12 protein-coding genes and 2 riboswitches are annotated in these 14,592 nt (G+C 65.9%); of the genes, 9 read left to right on the top strand and 3 right to left on the bottom strand.

The window, feature by feature from the left end; all coding sequences use genetic code 11:
- Window positions 1–15: 15 nt before the first annotated feature.
- The 3 genes from JL811_RS06335 to JL811_RS06325 are packed head-to-tail and all read right to left on the bottom strand — an operon-like array spanning window position 16 to window position 4,419.
- On the bottom strand, window positions 16–1,098 hold the full coding sequence (locus tag JL811_RS06335) for an ABC transporter ATP-binding protein (protein ID WP_237684830.1): 1,083 nt from the start codon (window positions 1,096–1,098) through the stop codon (window positions 16–18).
- Window positions 1,095–3,371 carry an ABC transporter permease subunit gene (locus tag JL811_RS20250; protein ID WP_202687645.1) on the bottom strand — a complete coding sequence of 759 codons (2,277 nt, stop codon included), beginning with the start codon at window positions 3,369–3,371 and terminating at the stop codon, window positions 1,095–1,097. Before JL811_RS20250 ends, JL811_RS06335 begins: the two co-directional genes overlap by 4 nt.
- Window positions 3,372–3,393: 22 nt before the next feature.
- Entirely contained in the window at window positions 3,394–4,419 is a 1,026-nt protein-coding gene (locus JL811_RS06325) for an ABC transporter substrate-binding protein (protein ID WP_202687644.1), read from the bottom strand.
- 375 nt (window positions 4,420–4,794) lie between these two features.
- On the opposite strand from JL811_RS06325, the gene JL811_RS06320 reads away from it, so the two are divergent.
- The 9 genes from JL811_RS06320 to nrdH all read left to right on the top strand — a co-directional run bounded on the left by JL811_RS06320 (window position 4,795) and on the right by nrdH (window position 14,588).
- Window positions 4,795–5,208 (top strand): hypothetical protein, encoded by a 414-nt coding sequence (locus JL811_RS06320; RefSeq protein WP_202687643.1) that lies wholly within the window; start codon window positions 4,795–4,797, stop codon window positions 5,206–5,208.
- 47 nt (window positions 5,209–5,255) lie between these two features.
- Complete coding sequence (locus JL811_RS06315; RefSeq protein ID WP_420496765.1) at window positions 5,256–6,185, top strand: calcium/sodium antiporter; 930 nt, start codon at window positions 5,256–5,258, stop codon at window positions 6,183–6,185.
- A gap of 227 nt (window positions 6,186–6,412) precedes the next feature.
- Window positions 6,413–6,751 (top strand): hypothetical protein, encoded by a 339-nt coding sequence (locus tag JL811_RS06310; RefSeq protein ID WP_202687642.1) that lies wholly within the window; start codon window positions 6,413–6,415, stop codon window positions 6,749–6,751.
- Window positions 6,752–6,789: 38 nt separating this feature from the next.
- Window positions 6,790–9,237: a protein translocase subunit SecD gene (secD, locus tag JL811_RS06305; protein WP_202687641.1), complete on the top strand. Its 2,448-nt coding sequence runs from the start codon at window positions 6,790–6,792 to the stop codon at window positions 9,235–9,237.
- A gap of 194 nt (window positions 9,238–9,431) precedes the next feature.
- Entirely contained in the window at window positions 9,432–10,697 is a 1,266-nt protein-coding gene (locus JL811_RS06300) for an AI-2E family transporter (protein WP_202687640.1), read from the top strand.
- 109 nt (window positions 10,698–10,806) lie between these two features.
- Window positions 10,807–11,004, top strand: a riboswitch (cobalamin riboswitch).
- A gap of 115 nt (window positions 11,005–11,119) precedes the next feature.
- Window positions 11,120–12,358 (top strand): aromatic ring-hydroxylating oxygenase subunit alpha, encoded by a 1,239-nt coding sequence (locus JL811_RS06295; RefSeq protein WP_202687639.1) that lies wholly within the window; start codon window positions 11,120–11,122, stop codon window positions 12,356–12,358.
- 4 nt (window positions 12,359–12,362) lie between these two features.
- A complete protein-coding gene (locus JL811_RS06290; RefSeq protein ID WP_273542480.1) occupies window positions 12,363–13,454 on the top strand; it encodes an FAD-binding oxidoreductase in 1,092 nt (363 codons plus the stop codon).
- 59 nt (window positions 13,455–13,513) lie between these two features.
- A complete protein-coding gene (locus JL811_RS06285) occupies window positions 13,514–13,960 on the top strand; it encodes a GNAT family N-acetyltransferase (RefSeq protein ID WP_202687638.1) in 447 nt (148 codons plus the stop codon).
- A gap of 114 nt (window positions 13,961–14,074) precedes the next feature.
- A riboswitch (cobalamin riboswitch) is annotated at window positions 14,075–14,274 on the top strand.
- Between the two features lie 92 nt (window positions 14,275–14,366).
- Window positions 14,367–14,588, top strand: coding sequence for a glutaredoxin-like protein NrdH (nrdH, locus tag JL811_RS06280; protein ID WP_202687637.1), 222 nt, complete (start codon window positions 14,367–14,369; stop codon window positions 14,586–14,588).
- The last annotated feature ends 4 nt before the right edge of the window (window positions 14,589–14,592 follow it).

The following is a 14,592-nucleotide window of genomic DNA, read 5'->3' as shown; positions in this document are numbered from 1 at the left end:
TGCGGGAAAACCCTTTCAGGTCGGCGCAGCCTGCGGCGCATCCTCGCCCCCCGCCAGAAGATGCATCCCGCCGCCCGCGATATCGAGACGCGTCTGCTGCCCCGTCTCTAGCCCTGCAGCGGCGGCATCGGGCAACAGCGCCGTAACAGGCCCTGCCGCCGTTTCCAGATCGACCTGCGTCGAGGCCCCGAGGAAGGAAATCGCCGCAACCGTCGCGGGCAGACCGCTGGGCCCGGGCCGCAGGCTTTCAGGGCGCAGCACGACCGAAACAGGCCCCGGCGCAAGGTCCTCCTGCGCATGGGCAAAGCCGATACCGTCCAGAAACACCTGCGCCCCGTCCCAGGTTCCGGGCAGGATATTGGCCGACCCGATGAAATCCGCGACAAACCGCGTCGCGGGACGGGTGTAAAGGTCGCGTGGGGTGCCGATCTGTTCGATCCGGCCCGATTTCATAACCACCACCCGGTCCGATATGGCCAGCGCCTCTTCCTGATCATGGGTCACATAGACCGCCGTCAGCCCAAGCCTGCGCTGCAATGCCCGGATTTCCGCCCGCACCCGCAAGCGCAGCTTGGCATCAAGATTGGACAGCGGTTCATCGAACAGGATCACGCGCGGCTTCATCACCAGCGCGCGGGCAAGGGCCACGCGCTGTTGCTGGCCGCCCGACAGCGCATCCACCGACCGGTCAGCATAGGCCCCCAACCCGACCAGATCCAGCGCCTCGGCCACACGGGCCGCGATTTCCGGGCGGGGGCGGCGGGCGACCTTCAGCCCATAGGCGACATTCTCGAACACATTCATATGCGGAAACAGCGCATAGGACTGGAACACCATCGTCACATCGCGCTTTTCCGCCGGAAGATGGGTCACATCCTCATCCCCGATGGTGATGCTGCCTGCGGTCGGCTCCTCCAGCCCGGCGATCATCCGCAGCGTCGTCGTCTTGCCACAACCCGACGGGCCCAGCAGCGTGACCAGTTCCCCCGGCGCGATATCAAGGTTGATCGTGTCGACGGCGGGCGCCCCGGTGCCGAAGCTTTTCAGCACGCGCCGCAGGACCACGGCCGCAGGCGCATTTCCCTCGCCCATTCTCATGCGGGTTTTCCTTTCTTGCGGTTGCGGGCATCGACCCGGCGCGAGACCACCAGCAACAGCAGGATCAGCGCCAGCAGCCCGAGGATCAGCACGCTTGCCATGGCCGCCGCGCGGCCCAGCCTGCCCTGTTCGACCCAGCTGAGCAGCAGGACAGTTGCAAGGTTGTTGCCCGCGCCGACAAGGAAGATCACCTGACTGACCGCTGTCATCGCCGAGACGAAGGCAAAGATCAGCCCCGCCAGCAGCGGATAAATCAAGAGCGGCGCCAGCACCTTGACCATGGTGATCCCGGACCCGGCCTTCAGCGTGGCCGAAGCCTCCTCAAGACTGCGGTCGATCTGCGACAGGCCCGAGATCGAGGCCCGGATCGCCACCGGCATGTTGCGAAAGACCAGCGCCAGCACGATGATCGCCGATGTGCCGGTCATCAGGAGCGCGCCATCGTTGAAGGCCAGGATATAGGCCAGACCCATCACCGTGCCGGGCGTCGCGAAGGACAGCAGCGATCCGAATTCCAGATACCCGCGCCCGTAGAACCGGTGCCGCGTTACCAGATAGGCGATCAGCCCGCCGATCATCATGGCCGGAACCGCGCTGTAGAAGGACAGTTTCACCGTGGTCCAGACCGTCGGCCAGCCCTGTTGCCAGAAGTCGATGTAATGCTGGACGGTCAGCGTGTTGTTGATGCCCCAGATCCGCACGAAGGAGCCGTAGAAGATGGCAAGGTAAAGGGCCGCGATCAGCCCGAACCAGACCAGCGCCAGCGCCGTCAGCCCGGCCTCAAGCCCCTTGGGCAGACGCAGGAAGGCACCCGAGGCGGGCTTGCCCGTGACGGTGGTGAAGCCCTTGACCCCCAGCATGATCCGGCTGCCGATGAAGATCAGCCCGACCAGCGACAGCAGCACCACGCCGTAAACCGCCGCCTCGGGCTGCGAATAGCGCCCTGTCAGCGCCAGAAACACCTCGGTCGCAAGGAAATTCCGGTCCCCGCCCAGAACCAGCGGCGTGCCGAAATCCGAGATCGATTCGATCGAGGCCAGCAGCAGTGAGGCCGCGATACCGGGGCGCACCAAGGGCCATGTGATATCCCTGAACACCCGCCAGCGGCTTGACCCCAGCGTGGTCGCCGCCTCTTCCAGCGCGGGGTTGAGCGAGTTGAGCGAGCCGCGGATGATGAGATAGGCCACCGGCGCCAGCCCGAGGATCTGCGCGAAGGACACGCCGACGATGCCGTAAATCGGGTTCATCGCGGGCGGAATGCCCAGAATGTCGAAGGTGACAAGCCCCCGGCGTCCGAACAGGAAGATCATCGAGAAACCGATGACGAAAGGCGGGGTGATGAAAGGCAGGACCGAGGCCACACCCAGCACACCCCGCACCGCACGGCTTTGCGTGCGCTGACCCAGCAGCGCCAGCACGAAGCCCAGCATCGTCGCCGAGGGCGCCACGATCAGCGCGACCAGCAATGTCGAGGGCAGCGCGCCGCGCCCCCAGATCATGATCCCCAGCGCCCAGCCCGCAATCGCCCCGCCCAGAAGCCAGAGCAGCACCGCACCCGCCCGGCGCAACCCGGTCCTGCGGCGCGAGACGCGAACGCCTGAGGCCAGCCCCAGAACCGCGCCGATGCCGCCCAGCATCCCGACCCGGGCCCCTTCGGCGACCTCGGTATAGGGGTTGTCGACAAACAGGAAAAGCGGACTTGCAAAGGTGCGGGCGAATTGCACCAGCGTGAACGTGCCGTCGATCCAGACCGCCGAGCGCATCACCATGACCAGCGGCACGGTGATGAACAGCGTCACGAACAGAAGCATCAGCAGGATGCTGGCCCCCACGAAAGCATCGCCCCGCACCCGCCCGCCATCCGACAGCGCCGCCCCCGCCGCGACGACCATGCCAAGGATGCCCAGCATCGCCCCCCAGCCGAAGGGCACGCCCGCGTAAAGAAGCCCCGCCGCCGGGATCAGCGCCCCAAGTCCCGCCGTCACAAAGGCCAGATCGCCGCGCCGCCGGGGCGCCAGACCAAGGGCGGGGCCTGCAAGGTAAAGCAGCAGGACCGCCAGCGCCGCGACCGCCAGCAGCCAATGCGCGCCCGGCCCCATGGCAACGGCGTGATAGGCGTAATCCAGCGGCAGAAAGCGCCGCCCTTCCCGCGTATAGGGCAGGACGGCCCAGACCAGCAGCGACAGACCGGCCCAGGCCGGGGCCGCCGTCAGGCGCGACCATGGCGAGGCGGTGATCCGCGCTTCGGCCATCACGGCTTCGGTTTTCTGCACATGCACCGTTTCTGCACGAGGATCAGCGCGGCACCGGGAAGATTTCGCTGGTCCAGCGGCCGATCAGCCGCGACTGAAGATCCGGGTCGCCATAGGTCACGAAATCATAGTCGATGATATTGACCTTCGACATTTCCGGCGCGCCTTCGGGCAGGGTGGCGTTCATATTCGCCTTGGGCTGGGGGTTGCCGGTCGGCTCTCCCAGATCCTGGGCTTCCTTGCTCAGCACATAGTCGATGAAGGCCCGGCCCCCTTCGGGATTGGGGCCGTTCTTGACCAGACTGACGCCGCTGATCTCATATCCCGTGCCCTCCTCGGGCAGCACGATCTCGATGGGAAAGCCGTTCTGGATCTCGCGCACGATCGAGGACATGAAGATCACGCCGATCCCCAGTTCTCCCTGACCGACCGGCCCCAGCGCCCCCGAACCCGACCGGGTATAGCTGGCCATGTTCTGATGCATCGCGGCCAGAAGGTCGAAAGCCTCCTCCTCGCCGAACAACTGCACCAGCGTCGCGATCACCACATAGGCCGTGCCCGAGGAATTCGGGTCGGCCATGCCCATCAACCCCTTGTAGGCCGGATTGGCCAGATCGCGCCACGAGGCCGGCATCGGCGCGCCCGCCTGTTCCAGAACCTGTGGATTGACCGCGAAGGCGATGGGATTGGCGTAGATCGGCAGATAGGCCCCGTCGACCGCCGATACGAGGTCAGGCAGCAGTTCGGATTTCAGCGGCGAATCGTGATACTCGGTCAACCCTTCGCGCGCCGCGACGAAATGCGGATCGCCCGTGCCCGCGAAATAGGCGTCGAAGGTGGGGTTGGAGCTTTCCGCGCGGATTCGCACCAGCGCCTCATTGGACCGCAGGTTCAGAAACTCCATGCGATAGCCGGTCGCCGCCTCGAAGGGCGCGCGCATCGCGTCGCACCATTCCGCCAGAACGCAGACCACATTGACCTGCCCCTTGTCCTGCGCGGAAACCGGGGCCGCGAGCCCCAGCACCATCGCCCCTGCCAGAACGGTCGCCTTGCGTGAAAATCCGAACATGCCCACTCCCCCGGGTCTGGTCTATTGGTCCGATCAAACGATTGTGACAGTTTTGTGTCAAGAAATTCCGCGAGGAGGTCGATGATTTGCCCGGATGTCGCCCGCATGCCATGTGCTGCGGCGCGCAGTCGGGCAAACCGGGCCCGGGTTGCGGGCGATGCGGGGGCCTTGTCCGGCAAGGATGGCCGCGCGGGGAAGGCGGCAAAAATAATTCATCCGGTCCGGCTTGATCCCTGCAGGCGCATCGCCACCTTTCACCTGCGGGCCGGGCCCCTCTGGCAACATGGTGTTGTGATGTCGGACCGCATCGGGTTTCCCCCTGACCGCCGCACAGGGCGATGACGGGGGCGGCCCGACCTGTCCGGACCTGTCACAATGCCGCTGGCATCCCTGATTTCGCGCCTGCTGCCCCGCTTTGCCCGGTCCACTTCGGAGCCGGCAGCGGCTTCGCATTCTGATCTTCGGCGACAGGCCGCAAGCGCGGCGCGGGAGCGCTATCTGCGGCGGATGGAGCGGCAGTTTGCGCTGTTTTCCAGCCGCATGCCCTGGCTGCGCGGGGTTTTCGGCTTTCTGCGCGGCAGGTCCGCCGCGATCTTCCGCCTGCCGCTGGGGCTGGCCCTTGTCGCAGGCGGCCTGCTGGCCATCCTGCCGGTCTTTGGCCTCTGGATGATCCCGGCGGGGCTGCTACTTTTGTCAGTCGATCTTGCCCCGTTGCGGCCCCCTGTCTCGGCTGCGATCATCCGGCTGCGCCGTCGCTGGACGCTTTGGCGGCGCAGGACCGGCCCCTGAACCCGACCCACCCTGAACCTTTCTCCCCCCTTTCTGAACCTTTGACCATGGAGACGATCTTGGACTGGATTTTCATTCTCGGCGGGCTGATCGGCCTGTTCCTCGGTGGCGAGGCGCTGGTGCGCGGCGCGGTCGGCATCGCCCGCAGACTGGCAATCCCGCCGCTCCTGATCGGCCTGACCGTTGTGGGCTTCGGCACCTCGACGCCGGAACTGCTGGTCTCGGTCGATGCGGCGCTGCGCGGGGTGCCCGATATTGCCATCGGCAATATCATCGGCTCGAATATCGGGAATATCCTGCTAATCGTCGGGCTTTCGGCGCTGGTCTGGCCGATCCGGGTGATGGGCGGCACGCTGCGCCGCGATACTGCCGTCATGATGGCGGCAGCCCTTGCACTGCTGCCGCTGTTCTGGATGGGACAGGTCGGCACGCTGCCCGGGGCGGCGCTGATCGCCGGGCTGATCGGCTATCTGGTCTGGGCCTACATGCAGCCCGGCCCCGATACGGGAGAGGTGGATACAAGCCCCATGCTGCCGCTCTGGCAGGCCGCCCTCTGGGTAGCGGTCGGGCTGGCTGCGTTGATGCTGGGCGCGCGGTTTCTGGTTGATGGCGCGGTCAATGTCGCGCGCGGCTATGGCATTTCCGAGGCGTTCATCGGCCTGACCATCGTGGCGATCGGCACCTCCTTGCCGGAACTGGCAACGTCACTGATCGCGGCGATCCGGCGGCAATCCGAGATTGCCATCGGCAATATCGTCGGCTCGAACATCTTCAACGTGCTGGGCATTCTGGGCGTGACCGCCGTGATTGCGCCGATCCCCGTGGCCCCGCGTTTCGCCAGCTTCGACCTGCCGGTGATGATCGCGGCCTCGGCGCTGCTGACGGCGCTTTTGCTGCTGCGCCCGGTGATCGGGCGTGTGGCGGGGGTCGGGCTCATGCTGGCCTATGCCGCCTATGTCTGGTCGGCGCAGGGCTAGGCCGCCGCACGGCCCGGCAATCCGCGTTGTATCGGCACGGGCCGCGCCTTATATCTGACCATGGACCGGGTGCTGCCCCGGTCCACGCGGTTTTCTGCAACCCTTTGCGACAGGCCAGCGGTGCGTTCTGACAGTTCCCCCTGCCCGCAAGGGCCAGATATGACAGGCACCCCTGACAGGGGCGTCCGGTGTCCGGCTGCGGGGATCTTCCGGTCAGGATTTGCCCCATGACGACCCGCCCGCTCCAGTCGCTGTTTGCAACGCTGTTCCTGACACTGGTTCTGGCGCTGTCCGGTGCAACGCCGTCGGCGGATGCCTTTTCCGGCCCGGCCGGTCAGTCGGCCAGCGATGCAAGACTGCAGACGGCGGCGCTTGCGCCAGTCGCCCATCGGCTGATCGCAGCCGCCCTGCCCGATCAAAGTGACGACGCCCTGCCCGCGCGCAGGGCCGTTCTGCCTTCCCAGCCGGGCGCGGGTCTGTTTCTTCCCTTCATCCAATCCGTTCCGGCAGCCCTGCCCGGACGGGGCCGTCCTTCGGCACGGGGTCCTCCGGTGGTTGCGTCCTGACGCAGCCCTGAACCGACACCGATACCAAGGATATGCCCATGCGCAGACCTTTCTGGGTCCTTGCGACCTATGCCCTGCTTCTGATCGCCGGAATCGCCCTTGCGATCCCGAACTTCCTGTCCGAATCCCAGCGGGCGCACCTGCCCGCTTTCCTGTCCTCCAACACCGTCTCACTAGGGCTTGACCTGCAGGGCGGCGCGCATCTGCTGCTGGCGGTGGACCGCGCGGCGCTGGCCGACCATGCGCTGCGCGAGGCTGCTGATACCGCCCGCCTTGTGCTGGAGGAGGCGGGCGGCGATCCGCGTCAGGTCCGCATCAGCGAAGCTGCGGTCACCCTGCCCGCCACCGATGCGGTCAGCGCCGCCCTGCGGGCGTATGCGACCGAGGGGCTGGCCCCGACCGACCCGCCCCGTTTCACCGTCGCAACAGAGGCGGGCCGGATCCGGCTGGAGGTCAGCGCCACCGCGCTGGACAGCCGCGCAACCGATGCCGCCGCCCGCAGCCTTGAGGTGATCCGCCACCGCATTGATCAGGTCGGCGTCGCCGAGCCACAGATCAGCCGCGTCGGCGGCGACCGGATCCTTGTGCAGCTTCCCGGGGTCGAGGATCCGGGCCGGTTGCGCGACTTGCTGGGCTCTACCGCCCAGATGAATTTCCACATGGTTGATGAGGGGGCCGCAACCGCCCGCCCCGGTTACCGGATGCTGCCCGCCCGCGATGGCGGCCAGATTGCGGTGACGGAACGAGAGGTGCTGTCGGGCACGCATCTGGTTTCGGCCTCGGCGGCCTTTGATCCGCAGACCGGGCAACCGGTCGTGTCCTTCCGCTTCGATGCGGCGGGGGCGATGGAGTTCGGGCGGATCACCACCGACAATGTCGGGCGTCAGTTCGCGATCGTGCTGGACGATCAGGTGCTGACCGCGCCGGTGATCCAGCAGCCGATTCAGGGCGGAACAGGTCAGATCACCGGCCGCTTCACGGCCGAGGAAACCGGCACGCTGGCCGTCCTTCTGAATTCCGGGTCGCTTCCCGCCTCACTGGAGGTGATCGAGGAACGCACGGTCGGCGCCTCGCTGGGGGCCGATTCGATCCGGGCGGGGCTGGTTGCAGGTCTCGCCGGGCTGGGGCTGGTCGTGGTGATCATGGTCGGGCTTTACGGCATGTGGGGTCTCATCGCCTCAGCCATTCTGGGGCTGAACGTGGCCCTGACACTGGCGGCACTGGGGATGATCGGCGCGACGCTGACCCTGCCGGGCATTGCCGGGATCATCCTGTGTCTGGGAATCGCGGTGGATGCGAATGTGCTGATCTTCAGCCGCATCCGAGAGGAAACCGCCAGAGGTGCGGGCGCGATGAAGGCGCTGGCGCTTGGCTATGACCGCGCCTGGGGCACGATTCTGGATGCCAATGTCACCACGCTGCTGGCCATGGGCCTGCTGTTCATGCTGGGCGCAGGCGCAATCCGGGGTTTTGCGGTGACGATGACACTGGGCATCCTGATCTCGATGTTCACGGCGATCACCCTGATGCGGATCGTGATGGAGGGCTGGGCGCGGCACCGCCGCATGAAGGTGCTGGCCCTGCCGCCGCTGATCGGGCGGGTGCCGGAACCGGGCAACCTGTCCTTCCTGCGCCATGGCGCGCTGGCGCTGGCGGGGTCTGCGATCCTGTCGACACTGGCGCTTGCGGCGCTTGTCTGGCCCGGTCCGCATTGGGGGATCGACTTCACCGGTGGCGTGCAGATGGTGCTGGGATCCGCAGACCCGATACCGCTGGCCGGATTGCGCGCGGCTGTTGCGGGCTTCGGTGATGCCGCCCTGCAGACCTTCGGCGCGCCGACCGAGGTGCTGCTGCGGCTGCAGGGGGATGCGACACAGGCCACGGTGGCGGCCCTGGAAACCACGATCCGCAGCGTGGTTCCCGATGTCAGCTTTGACCAGATAGAACTGGTCGGCCCCACGATCAGCGGTGAACTGGCCTGGACCGGGGCGCTGGCCCTGTCGGCGGCGGTGCTGGCGATGCTGGTCTATATCTGGCTGCGATTCGAATGGCATTTCGCGGTTTCCGCGATCCTTGTGCTGGCACTGGACGTGACCAAGACGCTGGGCGTCATCGCGCTGGTAGGATGGGAGGTGAACCTGACCACCATTGTCGCGCTGCTGACGCTGATCGGCTATTCGGTCAATGACAAGGTCGTGGTCTTCGACCGGGTGCGCGAAAACCTGATGCGGGTGCAGAAGGCGGGTTTTGCCGCCGTGGTCGATCGCAGTCTCAATCAGGTTCTGGCACGCTGCATCTTCACCTCGGGCACGACCCTTGCCGCGCTGATCCCGATGGCACTCTGGGGCGGGCCGGCGGTTGCTGGCTTTGCATGGCCGATGATCGCGGGCGTGGTGATCGCCACGGCCTCATCGCTGTTCGTGGCCGGGCCGCTGCTGGTCTGGATGGCCGCGCATCACCGCCCGGTCGCGATGCCCGCCGCCTGAACGCGACGCACGCCGCTGCGGCCCTGCCGGGTCGCGGCGGCCCTTCCCCCTCTGGCAAGGAGCCCTTCCGATGTCCTCTGATCCGCCTTGCCCGCCGGTCTTTGCCCGATTGTCGGTGGCAAGACCGTTCAGACCAGTTGCGCCTGCCCGTCAGGTGGCCAATTGTATGTAGACCGATTATGCTGGCCGGAGTGATGCGCTTGGATACTGAAACGTCAGAGACCCTGCCCGGAGGCCGCCCCGCGGGCGCTGCCGTCCAGCCTGCCGCGTCGGGCCGTCCGGTGATTTCAGGTCCGACGCCACTGCGTCCGCTGGCCCGAGGCCGCTACAGCCTGCAGACATGGTTTCTGGGGATCATCGCCTTTGGCGTGATTCTGGTCGTTCTGGTACAGGCCCGCTTCATCCTGACCTCGCTGATTTTCGCGATCATGCTGTTCTCGCTGACCACCGATGTGATCGGCTCGATCTCCCGCCTGCGGATCGGGTCATGGCGGATCACCAACTGGCTGGCCTCGCTTGTGGCCTTCGCGCTGATCGCGGCTTTCCTGCTGACGCTGGCGGGGTTCATCCTGTCGCAGGTCAATACCGTCGTCACCAACGCCGTTGCCTTTACCGATCAGGCAATCTCGGCCATTGCCGGGCTGTTCGCCTATATGGGCCCGGATACCGAGGCGGCGGTCGCGGCCTCGATCCGGTCGGTCGATCTGTCGGGCTATCTGCGCGCCGCTGCCGGGCAGGCGGGCAACCTGCTGTCGGCCACGACACTGGTGATCCTGTTCGTGGGCTTCCTGTTCGGCGAACGGCTGTGGTTCAACACCAAGCTGGAAAAGCTGATGGGCGACCCGGTCAGCGCGCAGCGGGTGCGGCTGATCATCAATTCGATCATCCGCCGGGTGAACCGCTATCTGGTGGTGAAGACCGGTGTCAGCACGGTGACCGGGCTGGCGGTCTATGCGATCATGATGGGTTTCGGGCTGGAATTCGCAGTCTCCATGGCGATCCTGACCTTTGTTCTGAACTATATCCCCTCAATCGGGTCGATCATCGCGACGCTGATCGTGGTGCTGGTCGGCTATCTACAGGTGCCCGAACCCGGTTTTGCGCTGCTGCTGCTGGTGCTGGTCTCCTCCACCCAATTCCTGCTGGGATCGGTGATCGACCCGATGCTGATGGGCCGGACGCTGCGCATCTCGGCCTTCGGGATCATCATCTCGCTGGCATTCTGGAGCCTGGTCTGGGGCGTGCCCGGTGCCTTTCTGGCGGTGCCGGTCCTTGTGGCCACGATGATCGTCTGCACCCATATCCCCGCCGCAAGGCCGGTCGCGATCCTGATTTCGCGCGACGGATTGCCGGAATTCGACGAGGACCGCGAAGCACAGGAAACCGCCGCGCAGGCCAAGGCGGCGGCAGCGGCGGAAAAGGCCCGCGCGACGCCGCCCAAGGCCCGGACCGGAACCTGACCAGAACCTGACTGGCCCCGGGCCGGGCAACCCGTCCCGGCCATTATCGGGCAGGTCGCAAATCAATCCTGTCAGGTCGGCATTCTCGCGCGATGCGCGAGAGCCTTGGCATAGCTTGCCCCTGCAAGGTGCCGCTGGTGACAGCGGAGAATTGGGAAGCCGGTGCAAGACCGGCGCTGCCCCCGCAACGGTAAAGGGATTGCGGCCCGACAGGAACCACTGGGGGTCCGCCCCCGGGAAGGTGTCGGACCGGGGCCGCAATGGCCCGCCCCTGAGCCCGGAAACCAGCCCTGCAGGACGAGCCGAACCGCGGCAGGCGGGCGGTCTTGCGGGTTGGGGCCATCCCCGGTTGCGCAGGGCCCCCCGACCACCGCACCCCACCAGTCGCCCATGCGGGGAGGCATGGGCAAAGCGAGGTCAGAATGCTGAGCCAGAACGAAATCCGCGACCAGTTCCAGAACCGCAGGCCGGGCCATGCGCTGACCCGGGACCTTTACTGCGATCACGCCACACTTCAGGCTGATCTTGATGCGATCTGGCTGAAGGAATGGCTGTTTGCCGTGCCCGCCTGCGAATTGCCGAAACAGGGCGCCTTTGCCACGCTGCAGATCGGGGATTATCCGGTGATCGTGGTGCGCGGCAGTGACGGGCGGATCCGCGCCTTTCACAATGTCTGCCGCCATCGCGGCCAGCGGCTGTGCGCCAAGGCGACCGGATCGGCGCCGAAACTGGTCTGCCCCTATCACCAATGGACCTATGATCTTGACGGAAAACTGGTCTGGGCGCGTGACATGGGCCCCGATTTCGACGCCTCGGCGCATGGGCTGAAAAAGGTGCATTGCGTCGATCTGGGCGGGCTAGTCTATATCTGCCTTGCCGATGTGCCGCCCCCGATTGCCGATCTGGCCCGCACCGCCGCACCCTTCCTTGCACCTTCGGAACTGGCCGAGGCGAAAGTGGCCTTCACCTCGACCATCATCGAGAAGGGCAACTGGAAACTGGTGATGGAGAACAACCGCGAATGCTATCACTGCGGCGGCGCGCACCCCTCGCTGTGCCGGACCTTCTCGGACAATCCGAAATTCGCCGCGATGGATGGCCCCGATTCCGCCAGCCCCGAGATCCTTGCCCATTGGCAGCGCTGTGAGGCGGCAGGCCTGCCCTCGCGTTTCGTCAATGCGCCGGATTTCCAGTGGCGGCTGGCGCGGATCCCGCTGCTGAACAATGCCGAAAGCTACACGATGGACAGCCGCGCCGCCGTGGCCCGCCGCATGGGTAAGATGCCCTTTGACGATGCGGGCAGCCTGTTGATGTATCACTATCCCAACACCTGGAACCATTTTCTGGCTGATCACGCGATCACCTTCCGCATCCTGCCGATCAGCGCGACGGAAACCGAGGTGCGCACGACATGGCTGGTTCACAAGGACGCGGTCGAGGGGGTGGATTACGACCTGAACCGCCTGACCGAGGTCTGGCTGACCACCAATGACGAAGATCGTCAGGTGGTCGAGGAAAACCAGATCGGCATCCGGTCCCCGGCCTATGAACCCGGCCCCTACTCGCCGCTGCAGGAAGAGGGCGTGATCCAGTTCATCGACTGGTATTGCGACACGATGCAGCGCCGCCTTGCGCCGCAACCCGCGCTGGCAGCGGAATAGCGCGATGACCGCCCGCATGAACAACTGGTCGGCGCAACCCTGGCAGGACAGTGAAGACCTGGAATGCGCCATGGTCGTGCCGGAAACTGCCGATTGCGCGACCTTCACCTTCCGCGCGCCCTCGGGCGCGTGGTTCGACTATCAGCCGGGGCAATTCGTGACGCTGGACCTGCCCGTTGCACCGCATCGCGGCGCGACGGGCAATGTGCAGCGCACCTATACGATTTCGTCCAGCCCCTCTCGCCCCCTGTCGATTTCAGTCACGGTCAAGGCGCAGGCCGACAGTATCGGCACACGCTGGATGCTGGATCATCTGAAACCGGGTATGCGGATCCGGGCCTTCGGCCCTTCGGGGATCTTCAGTTCGCACCGGCATCCTTCGGCGAAATACCTGTTCATCTCGGCCGGGTCGGGCATCACGCCGATGATGTCGATGACGACCTGGGCCTGGGATTCGGGCACCATGCCCGACATCACCTTCATCCATGCCGCGCGGCGCCCCTCCGAGATCATCCTGAAGAAACGGATCGAGCAGTTCGCCGACCGGGTTCCGGGGCTGAAACTGCGCTTCACGGTCGAAGAGCCCGACCCCTTTCAGTCATGGCACGGCTATCAGGGCCGGCTGAGCCAGATCATGCTGGGGCTGATGGCCCCCGACTATCTGGAACGCGAGGTGTTCTGCTGCGGTCCGGAACCCTTCATGCAGGCGGTACGCGAGATGCTGGTCTCGCTGGGCTATGACATGGAGCATTACCATCAGGAAAGCTTCGGCGCGCCGGTGCGGACCGAGGCCGAGGCCCCGGTGATCGACGATATCGCGCCCGATGCCGAAGCCGCCGCCTCGGTCACCTTCAGCGCCTCGGGCGTTACCACCGCCTGTATGGAAACCGAAACGATCCTTGCCGTCGCGCGACGCTCGGGGCTGAATATCCCCTCGGGCTGCACCTTCGGGCTGTGCGGCACCTGCAAGATCCGCAAGACCGGGGGCGAGGTGCATATGGTCCATAATGGCGGCATCTCGGATGAGGACGTGGCCGAGGGCTATATCCTTGCCTGCTGTTCGCAGCCCTTGGGCAAGGTCGCGGTCGAGGTCTGAGGGCGCGCAGCCGGTTGCACGCGCTGCGGCGACGGGCGGAACTGGAACGGGGGAAGCGGATGATCCGGCAGGCCGTGGCAGGCGATGAACCCGCGATCCGCGCCTGCGCGGTGGCGGCATTCGCGCCCTATATTCCCCTGATCGGGCGGCCGCCCGCGCCGATGACCGAGGATTTCACCGCCCGCATCGCGGCCGGTCAGGCCTATGTCGCCACGGACGCGGCGGGCGATCTGACCGGCTTCATCCTCTTTTGGCCCGAGGGGGACGGAATGCTGCTGGACAGCGTCGCGGTGCTGCCCCGGGCGGCGGGGCGCGGGATCGGCGGCGCGCTGATTCGCTTTTGCGAGGATCGCGCGCAGAAATCCGGCCTCTGCGCGGTGCGGCTTTATACCAATGCGAAGATGACCGGCAATCTGCTGCTCTATCCCCGGCTGGGATATCGGCAGACGGACCGCCGCCATGAGGCGGGGTTTGACCGTGTGTATTTCGAGAAAACCCTGAAATGACGCAGCCCCCGGGCGACCGTTTCGCGGCCCTGTGACCGTGACCGCCGTGCAAGGCGGTCACGGTTTCGAGACGATCTATGCCCACCACATATTGACAATACCCCGCCAACAATCCACCAATGCTGGTGTCATGGTTCCTCCGGGGCAGCCCGGGGGTGAAATGGGAATCCGGTGCGGATCCTGATCCGATGCCGGAGCTGCCCCCGCAACTGTAGGCGGTTAGCAACGCTGGAAAACCACTGGGCGAAAGCCCGGGAAGGCCAGTCGCGCATCGACCCGCAAGCCAGGAGACCGGCCCTGACACTGAAAGACCGAAACCATGCGGCGGGCATGGGGGCGGGGTCCCGGGCAACAGCCTTCGCCCGGACCCGGACCCGTTCCCGCAATAAACCGAGGGACCGAGCCGATGACCATCACCGTCTATTCCAAACCCGCCTGCGTTCAATGCACCGCGACCACCCGCGCGCTGGATGCCAAGGGCATCGTCTACAGCCTCATCGACCTGACCGAAGATGCCGATGCGATGGAGCGGGTCACCTCGCTGGGCTATCGTCAGGCGCCGGTCGTCGTGGCGGGTGAATCGCATTGGGCCGGTTTCCGTCCTGACATGATCGGCCGTCTGGCCTGACGGG

Origin of the sequence: Szabonella alba, assembly GCF_016765775.1 — a bacterium.
GTDB lineage: Bacteria > Pseudomonadota > Alphaproteobacteria > Rhodobacterales > Rhodobacteraceae > Szabonella > Szabonella alba.
Note: the sequence above shows the minus strand (reverse complement) of the source record. Positions and strands in the feature narration are given on the sequence as shown.

Coding starts and splice junctions, on each gene's coding strand:
- JL811_RS06300 (WP_202687640.1), top strand. CDS start 9,432: ATGCGCTTGGATACTGAAACGTCAGAGACCCTGCCCGGAGGCCGCCCC.
- JL811_RS06285 (WP_202687638.1), top strand. CDS start 13,514: ATGATCCGGCAGGCCGTGGCAGGCGATGAACCCGCGATCCGCGCCTGC.
- JL811_RS06335 (WP_237684830.1), bottom strand. CDS start 1,098: ATGAGAATGGGCGAGGGAAATGCGCCTGCGGCCGTGGTCCTGCGGCGC.
- JL811_RS06315 (WP_420496765.1), top strand. CDS start 5,256: ATGGAGACGATCTTGGACTGGATTTTCATTCTCGGCGGGCTGATCGGC.
- JL811_RS06290 (WP_273542480.1), top strand. CDS start 12,363: ATGACCGCCCGCATGAACAACTGGTCGGCGCAACCCTGGCAGGACAGT.
- nrdH (WP_202687637.1), top strand. CDS start 14,367: ATGACCATCACCGTCTATTCCAAACCCGCCTGCGTTCAATGCACCGCG.
- secD (WP_202687641.1), top strand. CDS start 6,790: ATGCGCAGACCTTTCTGGGTCCTTGCGACCTATGCCCTGCTTCTGATC.
- JL811_RS06325 (WP_202687644.1), bottom strand. CDS start 4,419: ATGTTCGGATTTTCACGCAAGGCGACCGTTCTGGCAGGGGCGATGGTG.
- JL811_RS06295 (WP_202687639.1), top strand. CDS start 11,120: ATGCTGAGCCAGAACGAAATCCGCGACCAGTTCCAGAACCGCAGGCCG.
- JL811_RS06320 (WP_202687643.1), top strand. CDS start 4,795: ATGCCGCTGGCATCCCTGATTTCGCGCCTGCTGCCCCGCTTTGCCCGG.
- JL811_RS06310 (WP_202687642.1), top strand. CDS start 6,413: ATGACGACCCGCCCGCTCCAGTCGCTGTTTGCAACGCTGTTCCTGACA.